We start from the raw sequence: 19,430 nt of genomic DNA, 5'->3' as shown, positions 1-19,430 counted from the left end.
TGGCCGTTGTTTGCTTTACTCGTCATCGGTACGGTCGTTTTCGCTGTTTTGTGGATGAGCGGTGTCGTGCATCCCGTCACGGGCATCGCTAATGCAGCAGGTTTCGCAATATGTGCGATCGGGCTTGTAGCGTGGCATCTTGCCACTCGTGGTTTGCAGCGATGAGCATTCCGGTGCTTTTCCTCCACGGACTTGGTGAGACCCCGCAAGCCTGGAATGGTGTCATCAACGAGTTCGAGAGCATTGACGCGCTCACGCCCACTGTTTTCGGTCAGCCATCAGGAATGCCATGGTCGTTACATGAGCGCACGGACGAACTCGCCGCATCACTGAATGATCCAGTCGACGTGGTTGGATTATCTCTTGGTGCGGTGATGGGTCTTGATCTGGCTATACGGCACCCGCACATGGTTCGCTCCCTGTTTCTTTCAGCTCCGCAGGCGCGCCCTCCTAAAGTATTGATGTGCATTCAAAGCGTTCTCATGCGAGTCTTGCCTGAGCGTCTCGTGTGCCCACCACAGATTTCCAAGCAACAGTTGCTGGAAATCCTGCGTCAAATATCAGCCATTGATTTTGAGCCAGAGCTTGGAAATATCGCGGTTCCAACGACGATTGCGTGCGGCTCGAAAGACCGTGCGAATCTTCCTGCCGCCCGCACCATCAGCCAACAGATCCCACCAGCCCGCCTCATCGTTGTGCCAGACGCGGGTCATCAGTGGCATCAATCAATGCCCACGCAATTCGCTCACGAACTAAAAGCCCACTGGAACAGTATCTAAATCCCGGCAGGAATCACGTCGTCGATGAACCATTGACGTAAGGGTTGGGCTCTGCCGGTTTCGAGTCGCCAGCAGTCGACCAGATCCAAGAGTTCCCCGAACACGGTTAAGCCCACCTCCACCCGCGATAGGTGGAGATGGGCCATTCCGATATACGCCAGCCGCGTGAACACAGCCTGATCGTTGTCGACTACGCGTCCACTGCTGGTGCTTTTGGGACTGGCTCGGTCAGGATGTCTCGGCGTGTGCCTCGTTGGAGGGCTTCGGCGATCGCGCCACGATAGTCCGCCAGATCAGCAGGCACAGTGAGTAGTTCAACCTCATCCACGCTCAGCTCTGGGCGCTTGCCGTCTGGGTGGCGGTGATTGTGGATCTGGACTGACTGGTTGGCTAGCAGCGTGATCAGCCAAATCACCTCACCGAGCGTTTTACCCAGATCATCAGAGGTTTCGAGGGCCTCGCCGAGGTGCTCAAGTCCGCCGTAGCGTTCGGCGATGAGCCGGGTGGCGCGGGTGGTGAGCACCAATTCGAACGGCTCCCCACCAATCAGCACAGTCGCTGACCGGCCAGACTCCACCGTGCTTGCAGCCTTAGCGTTGCTGGTTTTCTTGCTCATGGCTTTCAGTCCTCTCGGGCTAGCTGTTGGATGCGGGTTTCGCGCTGGTGGTGGCGGGTTCATAGACTTGCGCATACCAGTTCGTGATCGTCTCGGGCTTGACCCCGGTGCTGCCTTCGGTGACTTCGGCCTTCCACGGATGACGCCCCTTTGTATCCGGCTTGTTGCGGCGCAGAATCGTGCCCTCAATGCTCGGGGTGGAGAACGTGATCGAGTCAGCCTTGGTGGCCAGCGTTTCTGTTGGCAGGGCGAACTTGACACGGTACAGCCAGAAATACTGATACTTCCCATTGCTTCGTGCGGCTCGGAAACCTATCGCCACTGGAGACCCACCGTCCTCGGAGGCTGAGATGAGCACCCCGTTAGAATCCACGCTCGCGCCAGTCAAGGCGGCGGCTGCTTCACCACCCAGATCATCAATCCCCAAAGTGAGGGTTCCGGATTTGAATTCCTTGACGATCTCGGAAGGGCCGTCATCGGCATACAGGATCGCTTCAGCCACCTCGACGGAGAGTTCAGCGGAGATAGCTTTGGCCAGCGGTTTGGGTTTGGCGTAGGTTTCCTCACCCGTATCGGGGTTTTCGGTGATCGTGGCGTAGTAGAGCTTGTCTAAACCAATAGTTGCCATGAGAAATTCTCCTTATCTGTAGATGTGGTGGGTTGCGACGTCTATCGCGTAATGGTGAAATCCGGTATCAGCTTCAAAGCCGACATACGTACGGCCAGTAATCGTTAAACCGGCGTCGAGCAGGGCGCGGGTAATGCGGTTACGCAGGTCGAGATAGTTAGATTTCGTGAAAAGTGCGAGGCGAACTTCCTCAACCTCGATACTGGGTTGATTGTCTGCGAACACGTCCAACACGTCCGTCAGCGGGGTTGCCACCAGATACGTCTGCGACGCTGGCGTCGTCGTGTAGAGGCTGACTTCGAACGGCAAACCAAGCTCGTCAGCGATCGTCGTGAGTTGTTCGAGGAGTGCGGTCATGGTTTGACCTGCTCAATCCGCGCCGTCAACGCCGTTTTCATGGCCTCGATTGCACCACGCCGTGTTTGCGACCGTGTGGGTGCAAGAAACGGGCGCGCAGGTTGGTTGGATCGGCCGTGTTCGAGGACGTTGGCGATCAACGCATTCGCTCTGCCGTCGCGGCGGTTCTCAGCGAAGCCAACCTTAATGTTGTGATCGCCTCGGCTGTTTACTTTCACCGAGGTCGTACCAAGCGCAGCGAGAAGCTGTCCTGTTGAACGCGAGGGATTCTTGGTGGCGCGTCCGATCGCGCCGGTGAGGTTTGCTCGCATACGCGGCTCAACCACCGCAGCCCCCGCCTCCAACACCTCATCAGCCGAGGTTTCCAGCACGCGGCTGGCAGCATCAAGGGAATCAATGAACGCGTTTGGCAAGCGAATCTGAACTCTAGCCACGGGGCTCTCCTTCGGGCGTGGTCTGGTGGGCGAGAATCTCGACGTAGCGGCCGATGACTTCGACGGCGTCGATCACATACCTGCCCTCGGGTCCGCTGATCTGCATATCAGTGGTCACGGATAGTCCGGGGATGGTGCGGATGCGGAAGAGAACGTCGGCCTGTGAGTACGCTGCCCGGTTCACCCACGCGCTCGATGCGTGCCGCACCTCGATCTGCGCCCGCGCCGTCGCCTTCACTTCATCGCGTGTGGTGGTGAACCCCGCCTTATCGCGGACGACGACCGGGATGATGAGGTCGATCGTGGTGCGCATGGATCCCAAAGAAGCCATTGGTCTACACCTTCCAATCCCGATCCAGACGCAGCAGATTGTTCACCGCGCTCCACACCGCTTTAGCGGCATCCGGTTTATCTGCCCAGAACCCTGCCGTGGAACCATCACGCGACTCGTAGAAATGCGAGGCGAGCATGACAACGCCCTGCCTGGTTGCCCCAGACATGTCGTGTGTCTCGTAGTGGTTTTCGGGCAGGTGCTGGAAAGAACATGCGTAGGAGGTGGCCGCATTCACCAATGCGACAAGCAGCTTGTCGTCATCGTCGAAGGTGATGAGCAGGTTCGCCTTCACCTGCGAGGTAAGCTCTGTTGTGGTCATTGCGGCCACCTCCTTATCTGTTTAGGCTCCAGTCTTTTGGGTCAGAACTTTGATCGCTTCGGGTAGGACGAGCTTGCCGTCCAGTCGCTGCGAGGCGAGGAATCCGACCTGCCCGGTGGTGGCGAACAACTCGTTCAGCCGCTTAAACGAGCGTCCCTGGCGGTCGGCGATCCAGTAATACGACAAGTCACCGAAAGCAACCGTGGACGCACCAGCCTTGATTTCCGGCACGAAGGTGCTCGTGTGGACGGGGCGGCCAAGGACAAGGTCTGGGGTTCCTGTGGTCAGGGCTGGCTGCCACAGATACTGGCCGTTGCCGTCCTTGAGCTTGCGGATGGTTTTCACGGTCGAGTCGTTCATCAGCCATACCGCGTTCTTCCGATACGGGCCGCGCAAACCGTAGTGCAGATCGATGAGTTCATCAGCCGTAATATCGCTCGCCTTGCCCGTAGTCAGTGCCTTCTCACCACCACCAGTGGCTGCGAAAATACCGGTGGGCTTGCCCTTTCCGTCCCCGGTGAGGAAGGCTTCTTCTTCGGCAGCGCCGATACGGCGAGCAAACTCCGCCGCCAGGTACTGCTCGACATTAAACGCGCTATCGTTCAAGAGTTCCTCTGAAATTTTGAGGAAGGTGCCGAGCTTAAACGCGCTCAGCGTCACCTGCGTGAAGGCTTCATCTGACTCTGTATATGGCTTGCCTTCATCGAGCCACCCAGCAGTACCATGCGTGGAGACGACCGGGATCTTCCGATCCCCGCTGGTGGTTTGAATGACCTTCGCCAAGGAGCGCATGATGTTCTGATCTTCCAGTGAGGAGATCAGCGTGCGTTCAAACTCGTCAGGCACCAGATAGCCGCCCTCGGTATCGACGCCCTCGGACAGTGCGTTGCGTACTTCCATCGGTGAAATGTTCAGTCGCATCGCATCCCAAAACGCCCGCTTATACGAGGCGGTTGCTCGAGGTGCAGTCGGCTTGGCTTCATCATCAGGGTTCATGCCTGGCATTGAGGTCAGCGGCGTGTTGGTTGCCTTGGCGAGGTCGGCGTCGCGGCGCAGTGCACGTTCGGAACGGGCGATTTCATTGGTGAGACAATCGATCTCGGCTTCCATCTTCGCGTAAGCCTGATCATCTTCAGCCGACAAGCAGCCCGATGTAGCATCGCGGCGCTCATCGAGGAAGGCCTTCGCCTTCTCCCAAACATCTGCGCGCTTGGTACGAAGGTCAGAAACAGAAAGTGAAGTAGACATGAGTGTTGGTCCTTTCAGTGGGGTTGGTTAGCTAGTTCGGCGTACAAATCAAGAACCCGCCGACCAACAGGCACGGCGGGAGTAGCGGTGGGGTGTGGTGGTCGCACCGGCTTCGGCGGTGATGTGGCGGTCAGGTGTGCGACGAGTTTTTGCTCGGCTGCTCGGCGTGAAAACACCGTGCCTTGTCCCACGTTCTTGGGTGGGAACACCTGCCGCTTCAGCTCCTCATCGTCGTCTTCGTCTGGATCGTCTGGAGAGTCGACCTCGTCCTCATCATCTGGGTCGTCATCCGGGTCATCGTCGGGCTTCTTGGGTTCGACCGCGAAGGCGGGGTTGCGCTGGCCGGTGAGGAGTTCGTCGGCGAAACCCATGTCAATCGCGGCACGGGCATCCATCCACGTCTCGGCATCCATGAGCTTGGACAGCTTCGCCCGGCTCAGGTTCGTCTTTTCCTGGTAGGCATTCAGGATCGAGTCTTTGACCGAATCAAGCATGCTCATCGCACGTGCGAGTTCGTCCTTATCGCCAACCGCCATCGTCGCTGGGTTATGAATCATGAGCATCGAAACCGGACTCATAGCCACGGTGGATGCGGCCATTGCAATCACGGACGCGGCCGATGCGGCGATACCGTCGATATTGACGGTCACCTCGCCTGGGTAGTCGATGAGCATGTTGTAGATCTGCGCCGCAGCCACAACATCACCACCCGGGCTGTTGAGCCAGATCGTCACCGGCCCGCTACCCGCGTTGAGTTCGGCTGCGAAGATGGCGGGTGTGATGTCATCATCGAACCAGGATTCTTCAGCGATTGTGCCGCTAATACGCAAAACCCGGACACTACTTGCGTCCGGGTCAGTGTTGTGTGGCTCGGGTGTGAGCCAGTTCCAAAAACGTCTCATATCCTCCTCCTTACAGAAGATTCACTCATAGGTTCCTCAGCCGGTTCAGGCTCTGGTTCAGACTCGGTTGTCTGCGCGTATGCCCCTGCGAGACCGAGCGGGAGCATATTGCCGTTGACTAGGTAGAGGTCGCCGCCAGCTTCGGCAGGGATCTTGTCGAGGTTTTCTAGTTCGCGGATATCGTTGGCGCTCATCCACCCGTTCTGCCGGGCCACCGCATACCCATTCATTCGGGATTCGTAATCCCCACGCAGCAAGCCTTCGAGGTTGAACTTCACATAGATCTGCGGCTTCTCGCGCGGGCTGAGCAGGGTTTTGGTGATGGCTTGTTCGAAGCGGATCACCCACGGATCAAGCGTGTACTTCACAAACTCCAACGACTGCTGCTCAATATTGGAAAACGAGGATTTTTCGAGGTCGCCGATCATGTGCGGCGGAATACGGAAAATGCGGGCGATCTCGTTGATCTGAAACTTCCTCGTTTCAAGGAATTGAGCTTGTTCTGGGCTGACGGAGATGGGCGTGTATTTCATGCCCTCTTCCAGTACCGCGATCTTGTTGCCGTTCCGTGCGCCGCCGAACGTTGCCTGCCAGGACTCCCTAACTCTGGCGGGGTCTTTGATCGTGCCCGGATGCTCCAACACCCCACCAGGAGCAGCACCGTTAGCAAAAAACGATGCGCCGTAGTCTTCTGTTGCTTGGGCGAGGCCGATGGCGTTTTTCGCCATCGCAATCGGGCTATAACCAACCAGGCCGTCAAAGCCCAGGCCGGGAATATGGAGGACATCGCGCGCGGCCAACGTGATGGTCTCGTATCTTCCTGTTGGTTCGTCCCATGTGCGCTGATACTCGTAATACAAACGCCCGGCTTCGTCGCGTCCGACGGTCATGCGGTTGGGCATGAGCGGATACAGGCCGATGACCTCGTCGCGGCCGTTACGGATCACCTGAGCAAACGCATTACCCCAGAGCAGTAGGTGGGTCATCAACGTTTCGCGGAACACGAAGCTCGTCATCTCTGGATTCGGCTCATCATGCAGCAACCGATACAACGGATGATCGAACGCCTTCACCTTCGCGCCATCAGCGTCTTGCTGATAGACATGCAACGGCAGGCCCGCGATAGCTTCAGCCAAAATCCGCACACACGAATACACCGCAGTCATCTGCATCGCCGAGCGTTCCGTCACCGGACGCCCAGAAGACGTCGCCCCAAAGAAAAAGCTATAACCAGAGCTGATCGCGTTATCGTCAACGGAGCGGGCAGTGTCGCCACGCAACCAATTCAGAAAACCCATGTGCATACCTTTCAATGAGAGAATCGGTAAGAGAAGGAGGAGATAGCGATGACCGAGAGTTCGTTCCAACAAGCAAAAGAGGCCTATCGAAAAGCGCGTCTCGTTGAACGCGAGAAAATCCGTAACTTGCTTCGATCCATGAATTTCGAAGTAGTCGACGGCCCTCAAGCCGGAGAAGGTCCTTTCTCCTACCCAAAGAGATCAACGCGCATTCGCCCACAACTAGACCTAAGAAACTGGATGTGGGTAGAAGGAACGTCACTCAGCGATCCTTCAATCCAGGTTCTCGTCACACTGCAAGTACTTGACTGGGAATGGGAAGAGGAGGATGGCAAGTTAAAAAATACATCGAGAAATGTGCATGCCCTGTTTGATCGTTTAGGCGTTATTCCTTTTTGCGATGCTCCGCATCCGAAGCTTCGACCAGGTGCGCGTTCAAAATTCGCGACATGCAACCTCGAGGCCGATAAGTGGGTTAAGAACGCAGTTCTCAACGATCAGTTCCATACGGATATTGACCTCCCGCTGGATGAAATCAAACTTCATAATCTCGAGCAGATAATCCGAACGCGATGCTGTCACGCCTAAATAACGAATAATCCGCGCTCGTCATAAACGCTGCCGCTCACATGTCCGGTGCCGTTTCGAATGGCGCGATCCAACGCCATGATGGTGGCGACCACGCCGTCGATCTTCTCGGTGCTCTTTTGCTTGTCGGGTTTGATGTTTCCTGCTGGGTCGGTACGCACGTGAATGTTATCGACCATCCACGACAGTACCGGATGTCCGCCATGCGCCAACCTGCCCTCCAGCGCGAGCTTCATCAGCTCCTTCGACGGCGGGCTCATGTCTTTGAAACCCTGCCCGAAGGGAACGACGGTGAAGCCGAGTCCTTCGAGGTTTTGGCTCATTTGGACTGCGCCCCACCGGTCGAAAGCAATCTCCCGAATATCAAACCGCTCACCAAGGGTTTCGATGAAGGTTTCGATTGCGCCGTAGTGGACGACGTTGCCCTCGGTGGTCTGCAGGAAGCCTTGCTGGTGCCAGAGGTCGTAGGGCACGTGGTCACGAGCCACCCGCAGTTTGAGGTTGTCTTCGGGGATCCAAAACCAGGGTGCGATCACATACGGCTCATCACCGGTCTGGGGTGGGAAGACGAGGACGAACGCGGTGATGTCCGTCGTGCTCGCGAGGTCGAGGCCGCCGTAACAGACCCGGCCTTCCAGATCGGACAGGTCTACGGGAGCCGAGTTGTTGTTCCACACGTGCATGGGCATCCACCGCACTGACTGCTTCACCCACTGGTTCAGGCGCAGCTGCCGGAACGTGTTCTCCTCAGCCGGATTCTGCCTGGCCGAGTTGCAGGCTTGGCGAACCTTCTCAATCGGCACCGTGATCCCCAGCGAAGGGTTGGCTTTCGCCCACACGGCCTCGTCGGTCCAGTCATCCTCGCGGTCCGCGCCGTAAATGACCGGGTAGAACGTCGGATCAACCTTCTTGCCGGCCAGCACATCGAGGGCTTTCTCGTGCTGCTCGTAGCAGATCGAATGTGTGTCGGTGCCAGCGGTGGTGATCAGGAAGTACAGGGGCTGGGTGCGGGCATCGCCTGAACCTTTCGTCATGACATCGAACAAGGCACGGTTGGGTTGGGTGTGCAGCTCGTCGAACACGACCCCGGAAATGTTGAACCCATGCTTCGAATACGCCTCTGCTGAGAGGACTTGGTAGAAGGAGTTGGTGGGCTTGTAGACGATGCGCTTCTGGGAGCGCAGGATCTTCACCCGCTTGGACAAGGCGGGGCTCATGCGCACCATGTCTGCGGCGACTTCGAACACGATGCTCGCTTGCTGACGATCCGCCGCGCACCCGTACACTTCGGCACGCTCCTCACCGTCCCCGCACGTCAGTAGCAGAGCGACAGCGGCCGCGAGCTCTGATTTGCCCTGCTTCTTGGGTATCTCGACGTAGGCGGTGGTGAACTGGCGGTAGCCGTCTTCTTTGACCGTGCCGAACAAGTCACGGATGATTTGTTCCTGCCAGTCGATGAGATGGAACGGCTTGCCCGCCCAGCGCCCTTTGGTGTGCTTGAGGGCTTGGATGAACGCGACCGCGAAGTCGGCCTTCCGCTTGTCATAGGTGGAGCCTTCGGCCATGAACCGGGTCGGCGTGTAGGTGTCGAGAGTGCGCATCACGCCCTTCAGGCTCCTTCCTGTGCTGGTTAGTTGGTGTGGGCAAGCGCCCAGGCGATGGCGTGGCCGGCGTCTTCGAACAGTTCCTCAGCCTCAGCAACCAGGGCGAGTTCGCATTCAATGAAACTGCGGGCGTCCGATCCCCAGCCAGGGATGGGCTGCTCGGCGAGTTTGTAGACGCGGGCGTCGTTTCCGATCCGGCCTTTGCCCAGGTGCCGGTATGCCGAGGCGAGGACGAAGTCTCCGTAGGCGATAACCGTGCCGTAGCTGTCGGTCGCGATCTGCAGCTGCTCCATCGTGACCTTGCTGGTATTCATGACCTCGCTCCTTTATTTCTTGTTCGATCATGTACATACAGCCATAGGTGTGCGCGGTTATCCAGTCGCTTTTCGCCGGTTCTCCGCAAGGAACTCAGTGGTCGGATTTGGGCAGGGTTTTCCATGCTGCGTTGCCTTCCAGATTCGCTAGCAGGACTCGGCGCACGTGCTTGTAGTTGTCGCCGATCATGCCCAGGCGCAGCAACCAGCAGCGCATCGCATACTTGTCATTTCCACCTGTCTTGGCAGGCTTCGCGGAGACTCTCGTGGCGGTTTTCGCGTGCTCGATCATGAGCTGAATCAGCACGCTGACCGCTTCAATCACCTCCGCATCTGGGAGCTGGTCAAACCAGGCAAACTCAACGGTCCCTTCCGCCTCATCGATCGCCATGGGCGTAGCAGGAATAACCAGTGCCTTAGCGATGAGTGCTCCCTTGGAGGCGAGCAGGGCGTCGAGCTTCGCGCCTGTGGCCTCGTCCCACCTGGTCGTGGGGAATGTGAGCGTGAGTCCGTAAACCTCACCCGCAGGCGCAAACCCGGCCGCGCTCGCGGCGTCGGTTATCGCGTCGCCGTCTGCGTTGTCTGGGAGGTGGAGCACCCAGTCCCGATCCAACCGCGCCTCACCAATCAGATAGTCAAAGGTGGGCATGCCAGCATACCTGGCTTTCACGCCAAGATGTTCCGCGATGACTTCGGCGAGTTTCTTACGCCCAGCCTTGTTCGGGGTAAACTCGATCGTGGTCATCGGGTCACCTGTTCAAACCAAGAATCAACCAGTCGCAGATAGCCATGCGGGTCGTGTTCGATCGCACCGGCAACCAGGGAGAAGTTCCACTTTCGTGCAATGTCGAGGGCTTCTTCAATGTCCCAGATGTTGATGCCTGCCTCCAGCATCTCGCTGATCTCGATATGTAGATCACTCATGACCATCCTCCATCTCATGTTTCCCCCTTGTCGGGGTTTGTTTGGTCATGTACATACAGCCATAGGTGCGAGTGCTTATCCAGTCCCTGCGCGAGCAAAATTCTTCAGTCTTTCAAGGACGTGGCGAGCAACGGGCAAAGCGATCGCGTTACCCCACAACTTGTACTGGGCACTATCACTGGTTGGATTCTCCAACCAAGTAGTGACTTGGCGTGCGGTTCGTGGTTTCACGCCGCGCGCCAAGTTCCAGGTAGCCCAAATGCCCGTCCAATACTCGATGTCCTCGCTTGTCGGATCCTCGATAGCAAGACCGTCACACCAATCGTCAGGAAACCCCTGCAACCGGGCACACTCGACCGGCGTCAACCGCCTGGGGCACAGCGACGAGCTGGCGACCATGGGCGGATCGGTGTAATCCGTGGCCAGCAGCGCACCTGCCTGATCCTTGGTGACGCGGGTGAAATAGTCGGCCTTGGATGCGGCATAGACGGGCTCCAAGATGACCATGCCGCCCTGATTGCAGGTCGGCTCCCCGCCTTTCAAGTCGAGGGTTTTCGACACTTCCGCTTCGTAGCCGTAGTGGCCGCCACCGCTGCGGGACTGGTGGATCGAATTCAGGCCAAACACCCTGCGTTCTTCTGGGGCGTCGAGGAGGATGGGGACGTTGGTGGGTGAGTTGCCCATCCGGGCAGTCAGCGTCTGCACCACCCCCGAGGAGTTAACGGTCAACCTCGAGTCCTGCGGATGATGATCCAACAACATCACCGAGCTGCTACGGCCTCCAAGGCTTGCTTCAGGGGTGTGGGCATGGTCTTGTTCTTGCGTGCCGCACGATTCAGGATTCCTTGGCAAGCTCGCGGGCTCAAAAAGAATCTCGGGTGCGGATCGGCCTGCAAAATCTGCGACAAGGTAGATGCGGCGGCGTCGTTGGGCGAGGCCGAAATGTTGCGCATCGAGTACACGCCATGCCAGTGAGAATCCCTCACCCATGACACATCCCGCGTACGGCCATCCACCCTCAGGGACAGGCATATCAGGCGTGCTCGGGTCGACGATGCGCGTGAGCGTGGTAAGGACGGTGGCGAAATCGGATCCTTTGTGTGAGGAGAACGCGCCAGGGACATTCTCCCAGATCGCGTAGCGTGGAAACATTCCATGGGTTGCTTTCCTCATCTGGTCGATAATTCGTACAGCATGAAAGAACAGACCCGAGCGTTCACCCGCCAGGCCTGCTTGTTTACCTGCAACGGATAGGTCTTGGCAGGGAGAACCAAACGTGATCACATCCACCGCATCAACATCAGCCCCGTTGACCCCGGTCACATCACCCACATGAGTGAGCTGCGGCAGGCGGCGGGTCGTAACGAGAATCGGAAATGGTTCGATTTCACTCGCCCACACAGGACGAATACCCGCCTGAATACCTGCGAGAGGGAAACCACCCGAGCCATCAAACAAGGAACCCAACGTCAACTCACTCACGGTTCACCCCTCTTAACATCGCGCACCAAATCCAAATACGCATACTCTTTGCCGCCTCGCAGGCAAGTAATCCCGGCAGCGTCCCCTGTATGTTCGGCATAACGGCGCAAAATAACGCTCGCGTATTTCTCATCAAGCTCCATGCAGTAGGCGATGCGGTCGGTTGCCTCAGCTGCCATGAGTGTGGAGCCTGAGCCTGCGAAGGTGTCGAGCACGATCGCGTTGGCCTGCGTGGAGTTCCCGATCGGATACGCCAACAAATCCAGCGGCTTGCTGGTCGGGTGGTCAGCATTACGGCGGGGCTTGGCGAAGTTCCAGATCGTGGTTTGTTTCCGGTCGGCGTACCACTTGTGCTTACCCGTCTTCACCCACCCGAATAGCACCGGCTCGTGCTGCCACTGATACGGGGAACGTCCCAATACGAGGGAATCTTTAACCCAAATACAACAGCCCGACAGGTAAAAGCCTGCCTCAACGAAGGCGCGGCGGAAGTTCAAGCCTTCAGTGTCAGCGTGGAACACATACGCGGACGCGCCCTTCTCACACACGCCCACCATGTTCGAAAACGCTGATAGCAGGAAATCGTAGAACTTATCGCCATCCATCTTGTCGTTCTTGATGGACAATCCGGATCCTGATTCGAAGGCGACGTTATATGGCGGATCAGTCAACACAAGATTCGCACGTTTACCATCCATCAACAACTCGACGTCCTCGACGCTGGTGGCGTCGCCGCACACGAGTCGGTGACGGCCAAGCGTCCAGATATCCCCACGCTCCACGAACGCGGATGCTTCGAGTGCGGCGGTAAGGTCGAAGTCGTCGTCCTCAACCTCGTTCTCATCCAAGGAGCCGATCAACTGCTGGATTTCGGCGTCGTCGAAACCGGTGAGTTCAGCATCGAAATCCGAAGCATCGAGGTCGGCGATGAGGAGGGCAAGTCTGTCGTTGTCCCATTCGCCGCTGATCTTGTTGAGCGCGATGTTGAGTGCTTTCTCGCGGGTCTCATCGAGCTCAACAACGATCACGTCCACGTCCGTGTGGCCGAGATCTTCGAGCACCTTCAAACGCTGGTGTCCACCGACGATGTTGCCAGTGGTGGAGTTCCAGATGACGGGTTCGACGTAGCCGAACTCGGTCAAGGATCGCTTGAGCTTCTCGTATTCGGCATCGCCAGGCTGGAGGTCTTTACGCGGATTGTAGTCAGCGGGCTTGAGTTCACTGATGGGCATTGGTTTCATGAGCATGTGTGGTCACCGCCTTCTTTAATGCGTCGACGTGAGCGAACGAGTTCTCCCAGTGCAAACCGGCATGGCCGAAGTGTCCGTAGGTCGAGTAGCGGGTGTAGCCGGGTGCTCGCAACCCCAAAGCGTCAATGATCGCTCCTGGGCGTAGCGGAAACACCTCACGCGCAGCCTCGGTCAGGATCTTGTCGGAGTATTCACCACTGCCGAGCGTGTCGATGGTGAAGGCGACCGGATCAGCCTTCCCAATCGCATAGGAAATCGCGACCTGGCATTCCTGCGCAAGACCGGAGTCGACGATAGTCTTGGCTATCAGACGCGCCATATACGCACCCGAGCGGTCAACCTTGGACGCGTCCTTACCCGAGAACGCCCCACCACCATGTGGGGCGAGACCGCCGTAAGTGTCGACCATCAGCTTGCGACCAGTGAGCCCCGTGTCTGCCTTTGAACCACCCACCGTAAACAAGCCCGAGGGATTCACCAGAATCTCGGTGTCAGCGCTAATTGGCAGATACGGCTTACACGCGGGTGCGACGATCAGTGTTTTGACCTCAGCCGCAAGCTCGTCCAGAGTCTTCGTAGCGTCGTGTTGGATCGACACCACCACGGTTTCGACTGCTACGGGTTGTCCGGCGGCGTCGTAGCGAACCGTCACCTGCGCCTTACCATCGGACTTGATACCGCTGATCGTGCCGTCCTTGCGGGCGTCATCAAGACGCCCACAGATCTCATGCGAGAGTACGAGCGGCAATGGCAAACGCTGCGGGGTTTCGTTGGTGGCGTATCCGTAGACGGTGCCTTGATCGCCAGCGCCCTGCAACGCAAACTCACTCGTGTCTCCGAAGCGAGCCTCCAAGGACTTGGAAACTCCTGCGTTGATGTCTGGGGATTGGCGGCGTGTCCAGACGAAAACGAGGAACTTCCACGGCACATAACCCGCCTTCACCAGCGCGTAACGCACCGACTCACGAATACGCGGACGAACCTTCGAAGTGATCTCGCCAGTCACAATGATCCTGCGGCCAGATGCCATCACTTCTACTGCAACGCGGGCAGCAGGATCCTCGTAGAGGATATCGTCAAGGATCGTGTCAGCGATCAAATCACAGAGCTTATCGGGATGGCCGATACACACGGCCTCAGCAGTCTTCGTAACAGACATACACACTCACTTTCCAAAGAATCGGGACATAGAAAAGTGCCCACCCATCTCGGGCAGGCACACGAGAATCAAAGGGGTGTTAGGAGCGGGCTTGCAGCAGGCGCTCCATCACGTCATCACCCGGCGCCGAACCTGAGTAGTCGCTGGTGCAGGTGGCGCGCACTATCTCGTAAATCTCGTACCAGTACACGTTCGCTTGCTTCCCGAAAGACTGGGACATAGCAACGAAAGGGGATGCGATCGCAGCCCCTGTGGTTGGGTGTTTGCCGAGCAAGCCGAACTTGGAGATCGCCTGTTCACACTGCACATAACGCGCGAACGCCTGCGCATAGGATTCGATCAAGCGCGGTGCGACGAACTGGGAACAGCCACGTTGATCGAGCCATTGCCATGTTTCTCGGTAGACGAGGTCAGCGCCGAGGGGTTTACCATCACGCTGAATCTCCGACAGATACTCGGCAGGCTCCGGCATCACCTCACCAGCAAGCACCGCACCATCCCCGATATCTGAGCCTTCAAAGTCAAACGGCTCACCCAGCGGATCATCAAGCCGCGTGGCTGGGCGGCCAGCTGCGAGCTTCGCATTCAGCGGATCGGGTTTCGCACCTGCCCGCACACGGCGGCCACCCCGGTTCGTTCCGTCTTTCGCCATAGGTTTTCATCTGCTTTCCTGCTGTGAGACAATTAGTGGCGTGCCGAGACCGAAGACGAAAACTGAACTATTGGATGCCGCCGAGGCGCAGTATGCGAAACTGGACAGCCTCATTGAGGGCATGAGTTCCGACGATCAGCATACGAATTTTGATCCCAGCATCACTCAAATCGGTAAAGAAGCCCACTGGGCGCGGGACAAAAACCTGCGCGACGTCCTTGCCCACCTGCACGAGTGGCAGCGCATGTTGCTTGGCTTCGTCGACGCCAACCGCCAGGGTCAGCCTCGACCGTTTCTTCCGTTTCCTCACACGTGGCGAACCACGCCAGCACTGAATACGGAAATCTGGGAGAAATACCAAGACACGCCACTGGGTGACATACAGGAGATGCTGGCCTCGAGTCATTCGCAGATCATCGAGCTCATCGAAAGCTTCACCGATGAGGAGCTGTTCACCAAGAAACACTTCTCGTGGACAGGAGCCACCTCGTTGGGCTCCTACTTGGTGTCAGCAGCACCCAGCCACTACGAGTGGGCCATTAAGAAACTGCGCGCCCACCAGAAAGCCGCCAGAACAACCCCATAACCAAGCCGCCCCCCAGTAGCTTCTTACCACGCTGTACACCACAGACAGATACTCGGGAGCCTCTGGTATAGGCGCTCCCGTGCGCCTTTTCGTGACTGTCGGGTTCAACGCACTAGGCCTCGTGCCCGCATTCACGCGACATCCGCCCGATCAGCGCTATCCTTAGCAATGCAGGGAAACCCTTCTTGTAGAATGAGAACTTATTGGGGCATACAACTCCTGATGCCGTTGCCTTATCAAAATGTGTAGCGAAAAGTTGAAGGGACTGGTCATCAAAAAAATATCTGTGTTTCTTGTATCCGCTCTGGCATATTTTGTCGGCGCGTGGCTTTTCGCCGCCATCTTTCTACGGTGCAAGGATCAGGATCAGAGATTTTTTGTGGTCTTCTTATTGATGCCACTCATGTATGTGTGTTTCACGATTCTTCTTCTGCTTTTTAATAAGCATTTCATCGGTATTCAATCTGCCCGCGCGTTGCAACTTTCAGCAGGAGCCTTTATCGGACTCTCAGCTTTTCTCTTTTCACTCGATGGTGTCGGCTCGTTAGTTCATAGTGATTCTTTTTCTCAACTGCTGAGCCAGTTTTCCGTTCCCGCCATCGGCGCTCTTGTTGCTGGTGGTGTAGCGCTTGGGTTTAGCGTTTTTACCCAAGCGCCACACCAAGGAAAAGACCAAATCAATTATCGGTAGATGAATTCAGCTAGCTTTCGGCAAGCTGTCAAACGAATCTCTTCCTTGACGTATCCAGCCAGGAACCATCCTAAAACGGCGCTATCCAAGTCGGCATATTCACTTATTTTCTGATATGCCTCAGTGGAATTATTCGCCCCCAAGCTCCAGCCAATCTGCTTGAATCTGTTGGCAAGTTTGCTGGAATTGTTGTAGTACTCTCGCAATGTTGCTGACAGAAGATGAGCGTTGGAGTCGTTGCCGTTTTCTAGCGTGTTAGCGATAACGATGGCATCTCCGTCACAGCAGAGATCGTCACGGTTACAGTTGTTTCCTACCGATTCCCATTTTCCCTTGTCGTTTTTCTTGTCAAGTACTAGCCCCTTCAAGCCAGGATGCTGACGGTAATCGTTACCTTGACCGATTAGAGCTGTGGCCACCTGATCCAGGTTCGCACTGGGATTCCACTCAAGCGTTTTCTGAATATTCTCCATGGCTGTGGCTAGATCTCCAGCCCAGCCAGTCCACGCATCAGGGATAACATTCCAGTTGGTGTATCCAAGTGTTGTTGCCGCCAGATGCGCCAGATCAACCGATTCTCCGGTCTTGTCAGTCATGGATTGCCGCCACGTGTTATCAATATAGCGATTCAAGGCAGCGATGATCTTCTTGCCTACAGCGTCCTTCTCGAGTACGCTCGCGTCAGCACTCCTGAAACTTTCGGCAGACACGGACCAATTCACCGCAGATCCACTACCACCGTCACGCAGGTAGGCTTTTGCTAAATAGTTGAGGATGCAACGCCAAGTCGGAACGGCAATCCACGTTCCCGCACCATGAGAACCCGCAACGTAGTCTTTTCCAACCTTGCCACTGGCACGAAGTTCTTCGAAGCGTTTCTCTAAATGCCAGATCAGATCAATCGGAGCCAGCTTGGTGTAATCAATGCTGGTGTCGGGCGCAGCGCCACCGGCACTCGAAGGAGCAACATGATCAACTGCCGCTGCTTGTCCTGAATAGGCGACCCTGTCTAGGTCAAAACCAGCACCCTTGTAGTCACTGATTTCAGTGAACTGATCATAGTTCCAACTATCAGGAATAGGGAAGCCAAGGTTGCCAGAAAATCCTGTAGACATGTCCGAGACGAACGCGCTTCCAGCGTAGCCGGCTTTAATGATGCGGCTACAAATGTTACGCGAGGCGTAGATACCCACTTTGTATCCGCCTCCCAGGCTTCCACGCACACCCTGGAAATACGGAAGAATGTGACTTGTGACCTCGGGGTCGGTCGCATCGAAATCAACAGCGAAATAGATATACGTTCCCGGAATGCCAAGTCTTTGGGCTGCTTGCCTTGCAAGCGTCGCGTGCCGAGCGCCGTTTTCCCGCGTGAAGTGTCGAAGCTTGGTTGAGTACTCCTGGAAAATCGGGAAGAACTTCATCCCTCCGTTGGTGATGCGTTCAAGTTCTCCGGGGCGAATTGCTTTGAAATAGTCAGACGGATCTTTTGAATCCTGATTCGGCTCAGTCAGGTAACGCCCCACAATCTCATAGCCGTTCGCCTTAAGTAGGTTGAGTCGCTCAGCCGTAATCTCGAAGCGTGTATCGCATGCTTTGCAGGCGCGATTCGGATCACCTTTCGAGGTCAACAGGCTCATCCATGTAGTCGAGTCGACCACCCCGCTTCGTGGGAGCTGATACTTTGCTTGGAATTGCGGAACGAACGTTGACAGTGCGGTTTGTGCAGAAGGATAGATATCGGGAGAAATCCGGTTACACACTAGAGCAACCTGAGCTAGCCAAGCCCACTTCGGTAAACTTGCCGCATTGCTGGGTGTAACTATTGTTAGACGCGCTTTGGTGCCATTGCCGAAATTACCTGTGGCTTCCGCAGGGCTAAATCCTTCAATGGCTTGCAAAACCTGAATCAGAGCAGTGTTCATTTCCCGACCGTAGAGTCCATCGGTTGGGATGATTCCGGTATAAGCGCGATACTGTTGATTGATTTGTTGCTGTGCTTGCCGAATCGCTGAAATGCCCCCATAAGAGCGAAGCAGGACGAATTGCTGCATTGACAACAGCGCTTTCATGACGTCGAGCGTCACAGTGGAATCTCCACCAATGCCCATGTCGCTCTTAAGCTGTTTGATGGCCTTTCCAGTTCCGCTATAGAAATGCGTAGTGATATCGCTGGCACCAGCAGAATATCCCTTACACCACAAAGCACCTTGGATAATGCCGTACACATTAGAAGTCTCCTGCGCACCGTCATCCTGCTGGTGGATGCCGTTAGGCCACCGAGACTGGAAGCGACTGATAGTTCCCGGTCCGAAATTGTTCGCCGTTGTCGTAATACCCAGCTCGATTTGCAGGGCCCGAATCAAAGCGTTGACCGTGCCCCAGCCGGTATATCCGTCCTCTACGACTGAACCGAATCCAGCCTTGCTCCTATAGGTGCGATTGAGCCATTGCTGTGTTTTTAGCACCATTTGATCTGTCATGATTCCTCCTTTTTAGAAACCAGTTTGTTAACTCAAGACAGGCGAACACCTGCCAGAGAGGGATCCAGAACACCGGATGAGAAGCTCCGAGTTTTTGCCCTCACCTGTACGTCCCTGGGAAACCCAAATCCGGACGGACAAAGCGCAAGAAAACCGAGCAACACTCAGCGGGATTTAACCCCTCACTGGTACTGCCGACGAAGCCCGAAGTGTTAATACCTTGTTTGATTCGGGGACTTTGCGCACGGTTGGCCCCGCCCGCTGACCTGTGCCAAGGCGTGAGAGATTCGACGGCCCCAACCCCTAACCGAATCCTCGACTTGTTCCGTAACTTGGCGCTGGAACAAGGTCAATATTTTTAGGGTGGGGAAGTGCTTAGTGGTTATGTCGCGATTTTCAAAAATCTAGTAGGTGTAGACCCGAGGTTGTTGCCTCCATCGGTCATCATCGAGCGCGCTCTGGCGCGAGTGGCAGGGCTTGCACAGGCTTCGGAGGTTATCAAAGTCGTGGGTGCCGCCGTGTTCGAGCGGGAGAATGTGGTGAACCTCTTGTACGGGTGTGTAGCATCCGGCCTCTAGGCAGTCTTCGCAGAGCGGGTGGGCGGCGACGTAGGCGGCACGGATCTTACGCCACCGCGCGCCGTAGCGGCGGTTGATCTTCGGATCCCGTTGATACTTCCGGTAGCGCGCGTCTTCTGCCTTCGCGTGGGCCTCGCAGTAGCGTTCACGGGTGAGCTCAGGGCAACCAGGATGGGAGCACGGGGAGGCTGGTTTGACCGGCATCGC

The 19,430-nt window shown here is 56.6% G+C and carries 24 protein-coding genes; 4 read left to right on the top strand and 20 right to left on the bottom strand.

Going from position 1 to position 19,430, the window contains the following annotated elements:
* The first annotated feature begins 161 nt into the window (after positions 1-161).
* Positions 162-779 carry an alpha/beta fold hydrolase gene (locus CJ187_RS06625; protein ID WP_102216809.1) on the top strand — a complete coding sequence of 206 codons (618 nt, stop codon included), beginning with the start codon at positions 162-164 and terminating at the stop codon, positions 777-779.
* Here CJ187_RS06625 and CJ187_RS06620 read toward each other — a convergent pair.
* From CJ187_RS06620 to CJ187_RS06575, 10 genes are read right to left on the bottom strand one after another with little or no spacing between them, the layout of a single operon-like run.
* The gene (locus tag CJ187_RS06620; RefSeq protein ID WP_169740224.1) at positions 776-925 is read right to left on the bottom strand and encodes a hypothetical protein; all 150 of its coding nucleotides are present in this window, start codon (positions 923-925) and stop codon (positions 776-778) included. The two genes, CJ187_RS06625 and CJ187_RS06620, sit on opposite strands and share 4 nt — an antisense overlap.
* Before the next feature lie 44 nt (positions 926-969).
* On the bottom strand, positions 970-1,395 hold the full coding sequence (locus CJ187_RS06615) for a hypothetical protein (protein WP_102216808.1): 426 nt from the start codon (positions 1,393-1,395) through the stop codon (positions 970-972).
* A 19-nt stretch (positions 1,396-1,414) separates the two neighbouring features.
* Positions 1,415-2,023, bottom strand: a complete 609-nt coding sequence (locus CJ187_RS06610) for a major tail protein (protein ID WP_096882528.1) — start codon at positions 2,021-2,023, stop codon at positions 1,415-1,417.
* Positions 2,024-2,035: 12 nt separating this feature from the next.
* The gene (locus CJ187_RS06605; protein ID WP_096882527.1) at positions 2,036-2,380 is read right to left on the bottom strand and encodes a hypothetical protein; all 345 of its coding nucleotides are present in this window, start codon (positions 2,378-2,380) and stop codon (positions 2,036-2,038) included.
* Entirely contained in the window at positions 2,377-2,814 is a 438-nt protein-coding gene (locus tag CJ187_RS06600) for an HK97-gp10 family putative phage morphogenesis protein (RefSeq protein WP_102216807.1), read from the bottom strand. The genes CJ187_RS06605 and CJ187_RS06600 overlap by 4 nt, the downstream gene beginning before the upstream one ends.
* Complete coding sequence (locus CJ187_RS06595; RefSeq protein ID WP_102216806.1) at positions 2,807-3,145, bottom strand: phage head completion protein; 339 nt, start codon at positions 3,143-3,145, stop codon at positions 2,807-2,809. Before CJ187_RS06595 ends, CJ187_RS06600 begins: the two co-directional genes overlap by 8 nt.
* Before the next feature lie 4 nt (positions 3,146-3,149).
* Positions 3,150-3,467: a head-tail connector protein gene (locus CJ187_RS06590; protein ID WP_102216805.1), complete on the bottom strand. Its 318-nt coding sequence runs from the start codon at positions 3,465-3,467 to the stop codon at positions 3,150-3,152.
* 21 nt (positions 3,468-3,488) lie between these two features.
* Positions 3,489-4,715 (bottom strand): phage major capsid protein, encoded by a 1,227-nt coding sequence (locus CJ187_RS06585; protein ID WP_096882523.1) that lies wholly within the window; start codon positions 4,713-4,715, stop codon positions 3,489-3,491.
* 14 nt (positions 4,716-4,729) lie between these two features.
* Positions 4,730-5,617 (bottom strand): head maturation protease, ClpP-related, encoded by an 888-nt coding sequence (locus CJ187_RS06580; RefSeq protein WP_096882522.1) that lies wholly within the window; start codon positions 5,615-5,617, stop codon positions 4,730-4,732.
* Positions 5,614-6,915 carry a phage portal protein gene (locus CJ187_RS06575; protein WP_102216804.1) on the bottom strand — a complete coding sequence of 434 codons (1,302 nt, stop codon included), beginning with the start codon at positions 6,913-6,915 and terminating at the stop codon, positions 5,614-5,616. Before CJ187_RS06575 ends, CJ187_RS06580 begins: the two co-directional genes overlap by 4 nt.
* A gap of 48 nt (positions 6,916-6,963) precedes the next feature.
* Between CJ187_RS06575 and CJ187_RS06570 the strand changes: the two genes are divergently transcribed.
* Complete coding sequence (locus tag CJ187_RS06570) at positions 6,964-7,503, top strand: hypothetical protein (RefSeq protein ID WP_102216803.1); 540 nt, start codon at positions 6,964-6,966, stop codon at positions 7,501-7,503.
* Here CJ187_RS06570 and CJ187_RS06565 read toward each other — a convergent pair.
* The 8 genes from CJ187_RS06565 to CJ187_RS06530 form a co-directional block, all read right to left on the bottom strand.
* Positions 7,500-9,104 carry a terminase large subunit gene (locus tag CJ187_RS06565; protein WP_102216802.1) on the bottom strand — a complete coding sequence of 535 codons (1,605 nt, stop codon included), beginning with the start codon at positions 9,102-9,104 and terminating at the stop codon, positions 7,500-7,502. The two genes, CJ187_RS06570 and CJ187_RS06565, sit on opposite strands and share 4 nt — an antisense overlap.
* Before the next feature lie 29 nt (positions 9,105-9,133).
* Positions 9,134-9,421 carry a hypothetical protein gene (locus CJ187_RS06560; protein ID WP_004007615.1) on the bottom strand — a complete coding sequence of 96 codons (288 nt, stop codon included), beginning with the start codon at positions 9,419-9,421 and terminating at the stop codon, positions 9,134-9,136.
* Between the two features lie 94 nt (positions 9,422-9,515).
* Positions 9,516-10,166, bottom strand: a complete 651-nt coding sequence (locus tag CJ187_RS06555) for a hypothetical protein (RefSeq protein WP_004007616.1) — start codon at positions 10,164-10,166, stop codon at positions 9,516-9,518.
* Entirely contained in the window at positions 10,163-10,345 is a 183-nt protein-coding gene (locus CJ187_RS06550) for a cell division protein (RefSeq protein WP_227469325.1), read from the bottom strand. The genes CJ187_RS06555 and CJ187_RS06550 overlap by 4 nt, the downstream gene beginning before the upstream one ends.
* Positions 10,346-10,420: 75 nt before the next feature.
* On the bottom strand, positions 10,421-11,827 hold the full coding sequence (locus tag CJ187_RS06545) for a DNA cytosine methyltransferase (RefSeq protein WP_102216801.1): 1,407 nt from the start codon (positions 11,825-11,827) through the stop codon (positions 10,421-10,423).
* The gene (locus CJ187_RS06540; protein WP_199171103.1) at positions 11,824-13,074 is read right to left on the bottom strand and encodes a site-specific DNA-methyltransferase; all 1,251 of its coding nucleotides are present in this window, start codon (positions 13,072-13,074) and stop codon (positions 11,824-11,826) included. The genes CJ187_RS06545 and CJ187_RS06540 overlap by 4 nt, the downstream gene beginning before the upstream one ends.
* Positions 13,046-14,236, bottom strand: coding sequence for a methionine adenosyltransferase (metK, locus tag CJ187_RS06535; protein WP_004007620.1), 1,191 nt, complete (start codon positions 14,234-14,236; stop codon positions 13,046-13,048). The genes CJ187_RS06540 and metK overlap by 29 nt, the downstream gene beginning before the upstream one ends.
* Positions 14,237-14,315: 79 nt before the next feature.
* Positions 14,316-14,888, bottom strand: coding sequence for a P27 family phage terminase small subunit (locus tag CJ187_RS06530; RefSeq protein WP_004007621.1), 573 nt, complete (start codon positions 14,886-14,888; stop codon positions 14,316-14,318).
* A 40-nt stretch (positions 14,889-14,928) separates the two neighbouring features.
* On the opposite strand from CJ187_RS06530, the gene CJ187_RS06525 reads away from it, so the two are divergent.
* Positions 14,929-15,474, top strand: coding sequence for a ClbS/DfsB family four-helix bundle protein (locus CJ187_RS06525; RefSeq protein WP_102216799.1), 546 nt, complete (start codon positions 14,929-14,931; stop codon positions 15,472-15,474).
* 256 nt (positions 15,475-15,730) lie between these two features.
* Positions 15,731-16,165 carry a hypothetical protein gene (locus tag CJ187_RS06520; RefSeq protein WP_227469326.1) on the top strand — a complete coding sequence of 145 codons (435 nt, stop codon included), beginning with the start codon at positions 15,731-15,733 and terminating at the stop codon, positions 16,163-16,165.
* Here the strand turns inward: CJ187_RS06520 and CJ187_RS06515 are convergent.
* On the bottom strand, positions 16,156-18,645 hold the full coding sequence (locus tag CJ187_RS06515) for a glycoside hydrolase domain-containing protein (protein WP_102216798.1): 2,490 nt from the start codon (positions 18,643-18,645) through the stop codon (positions 16,156-16,158). The genes CJ187_RS06520 and CJ187_RS06515 overlap by 10 nt on opposite strands.
* Positions 18,646-19,049: 404 nt before the next feature.
* A complete protein-coding gene (locus CJ187_RS06510; protein ID WP_102216797.1) occupies positions 19,050-19,427 on the bottom strand; it encodes an HNH endonuclease in 378 nt (125 codons plus the stop codon).
* Positions 19,428-19,430: the final 3 nt, after the last annotated feature.

Source organism: Gleimia hominis (assembly GCF_002871945.2).
Classification (GTDB): Bacteria; Actinomycetota; Actinomycetes; order Actinomycetales; family Actinomycetaceae; genus Gleimia; species Gleimia hominis_A.
This window is presented reverse-complemented; position numbering and strand designations above follow the sequence as displayed.

Excerpts from the sequence above, each read along its gene's own strand:
- CJ187_RS06625 (WP_102216809.1), top strand. The coding sequence starts at position 162 with ATGAGCATTCCGGTGCTTTTCCTCCACGGACTTGGTGAGACCCCGCAA.
- CJ187_RS06620 (WP_169740224.1), bottom strand. The coding sequence starts at position 925 with ATGGCCCATCTCCACCTATCGCGGGTGGAGGTGGGCTTAACCGTGTTC.
- CJ187_RS06615 (WP_102216808.1), bottom strand. The coding sequence starts at position 1,395 with ATGAGCAAGAAAACCAGCAACGCTAAGGCTGCAAGCACGGTGGAGTCT.
- CJ187_RS06610 (WP_096882528.1), bottom strand. The coding sequence starts at position 2,023 with ATGGCAACTATTGGTTTAGACAAGCTCTACTACGCCACGATCACCGAA.
- CJ187_RS06605 (WP_096882527.1), bottom strand. The coding sequence starts at position 2,380 with ATGACCGCACTCCTCGAACAACTCACGACGATCGCTGACGAGCTTGGT.
- CJ187_RS06595 (WP_102216806.1), bottom strand. The coding sequence starts at position 3,145 with ATGGCTTCTTTGGGATCCATGCGCACCACGATCGACCTCATCATCCCG.
- CJ187_RS06590 (WP_102216805.1), bottom strand. The coding sequence starts at position 3,467 with ATGACCACAACAGAGCTTACCTCGCAGGTGAAGGCGAACCTGCTCATC.
- CJ187_RS06585 (WP_096882523.1), bottom strand. The coding sequence starts at position 4,715 with ATGTCTACTTCACTTTCTGTTTCTGACCTTCGTACCAAGCGCGCAGAT.
- CJ187_RS06580 (WP_096882522.1), bottom strand. The coding sequence starts at position 5,617 with ATGAGACGTTTTTGGAACTGGCTCACACCCGAGCCACACAACACTGAC.
- CJ187_RS06575 (WP_102216804.1), bottom strand. The coding sequence starts at position 6,915 with ATGGGTTTTCTGAATTGGTTGCGTGGCGACACTGCCCGCTCCGTTGAC.
- CJ187_RS06570 (WP_102216803.1), top strand. The coding sequence starts at position 6,964 with ATGACCGAGAGTTCGTTCCAACAAGCAAAAGAGGCCTATCGAAAAGCG.
- CJ187_RS06565 (WP_102216802.1), bottom strand. The coding sequence starts at position 9,104 with ATGCGCACTCTCGACACCTACACGCCGACCCGGTTCATGGCCGAAGGC.
- CJ187_RS06560 (WP_004007615.1), bottom strand. The coding sequence starts at position 9,421 with ATGAATACCAGCAAGGTCACGATGGAGCAGCTGCAGATCGCGACCGAC.
- CJ187_RS06555 (WP_004007616.1), bottom strand. The coding sequence starts at position 10,166 with ATGACCACGATCGAGTTTACCCCGAACAAGGCTGGGCGTAAGAAACTC.
- CJ187_RS06550 (WP_227469325.1), bottom strand. The coding sequence starts at position 10,345 with ATGAGTGATCTACATATCGAGATCAGCGAGATGCTGGAGGCAGGCATC.
- CJ187_RS06540 (WP_199171103.1), bottom strand. The coding sequence starts at position 13,074 with ATGCTCATGAAACCAATGCCCATCAGTGAACTCAAGCCCGCTGACTAC.
- metK (WP_004007620.1), bottom strand. The coding sequence starts at position 14,236 with ATGTCTGTTACGAAGACTGCTGAGGCCGTGTGTATCGGCCATCCCGAT.
- CJ187_RS06530 (WP_004007621.1), bottom strand. The coding sequence starts at position 14,888 with ATGGCGAAAGACGGAACGAACCGGGGTGGCCGCCGTGTGCGGGCAGGT.
- CJ187_RS06515 (WP_102216798.1), bottom strand. The coding sequence starts at position 18,645 with ATGACAGATCAAATGGTGCTAAAAACACAGCAATGGCTCAATCGCACC.
- CJ187_RS06510 (WP_102216797.1), bottom strand. The coding sequence starts at position 19,427 with ATGCCGGTCAAACCAGCCTCCCCGTGCTCCCATCCTGGTTGCCCTGAG.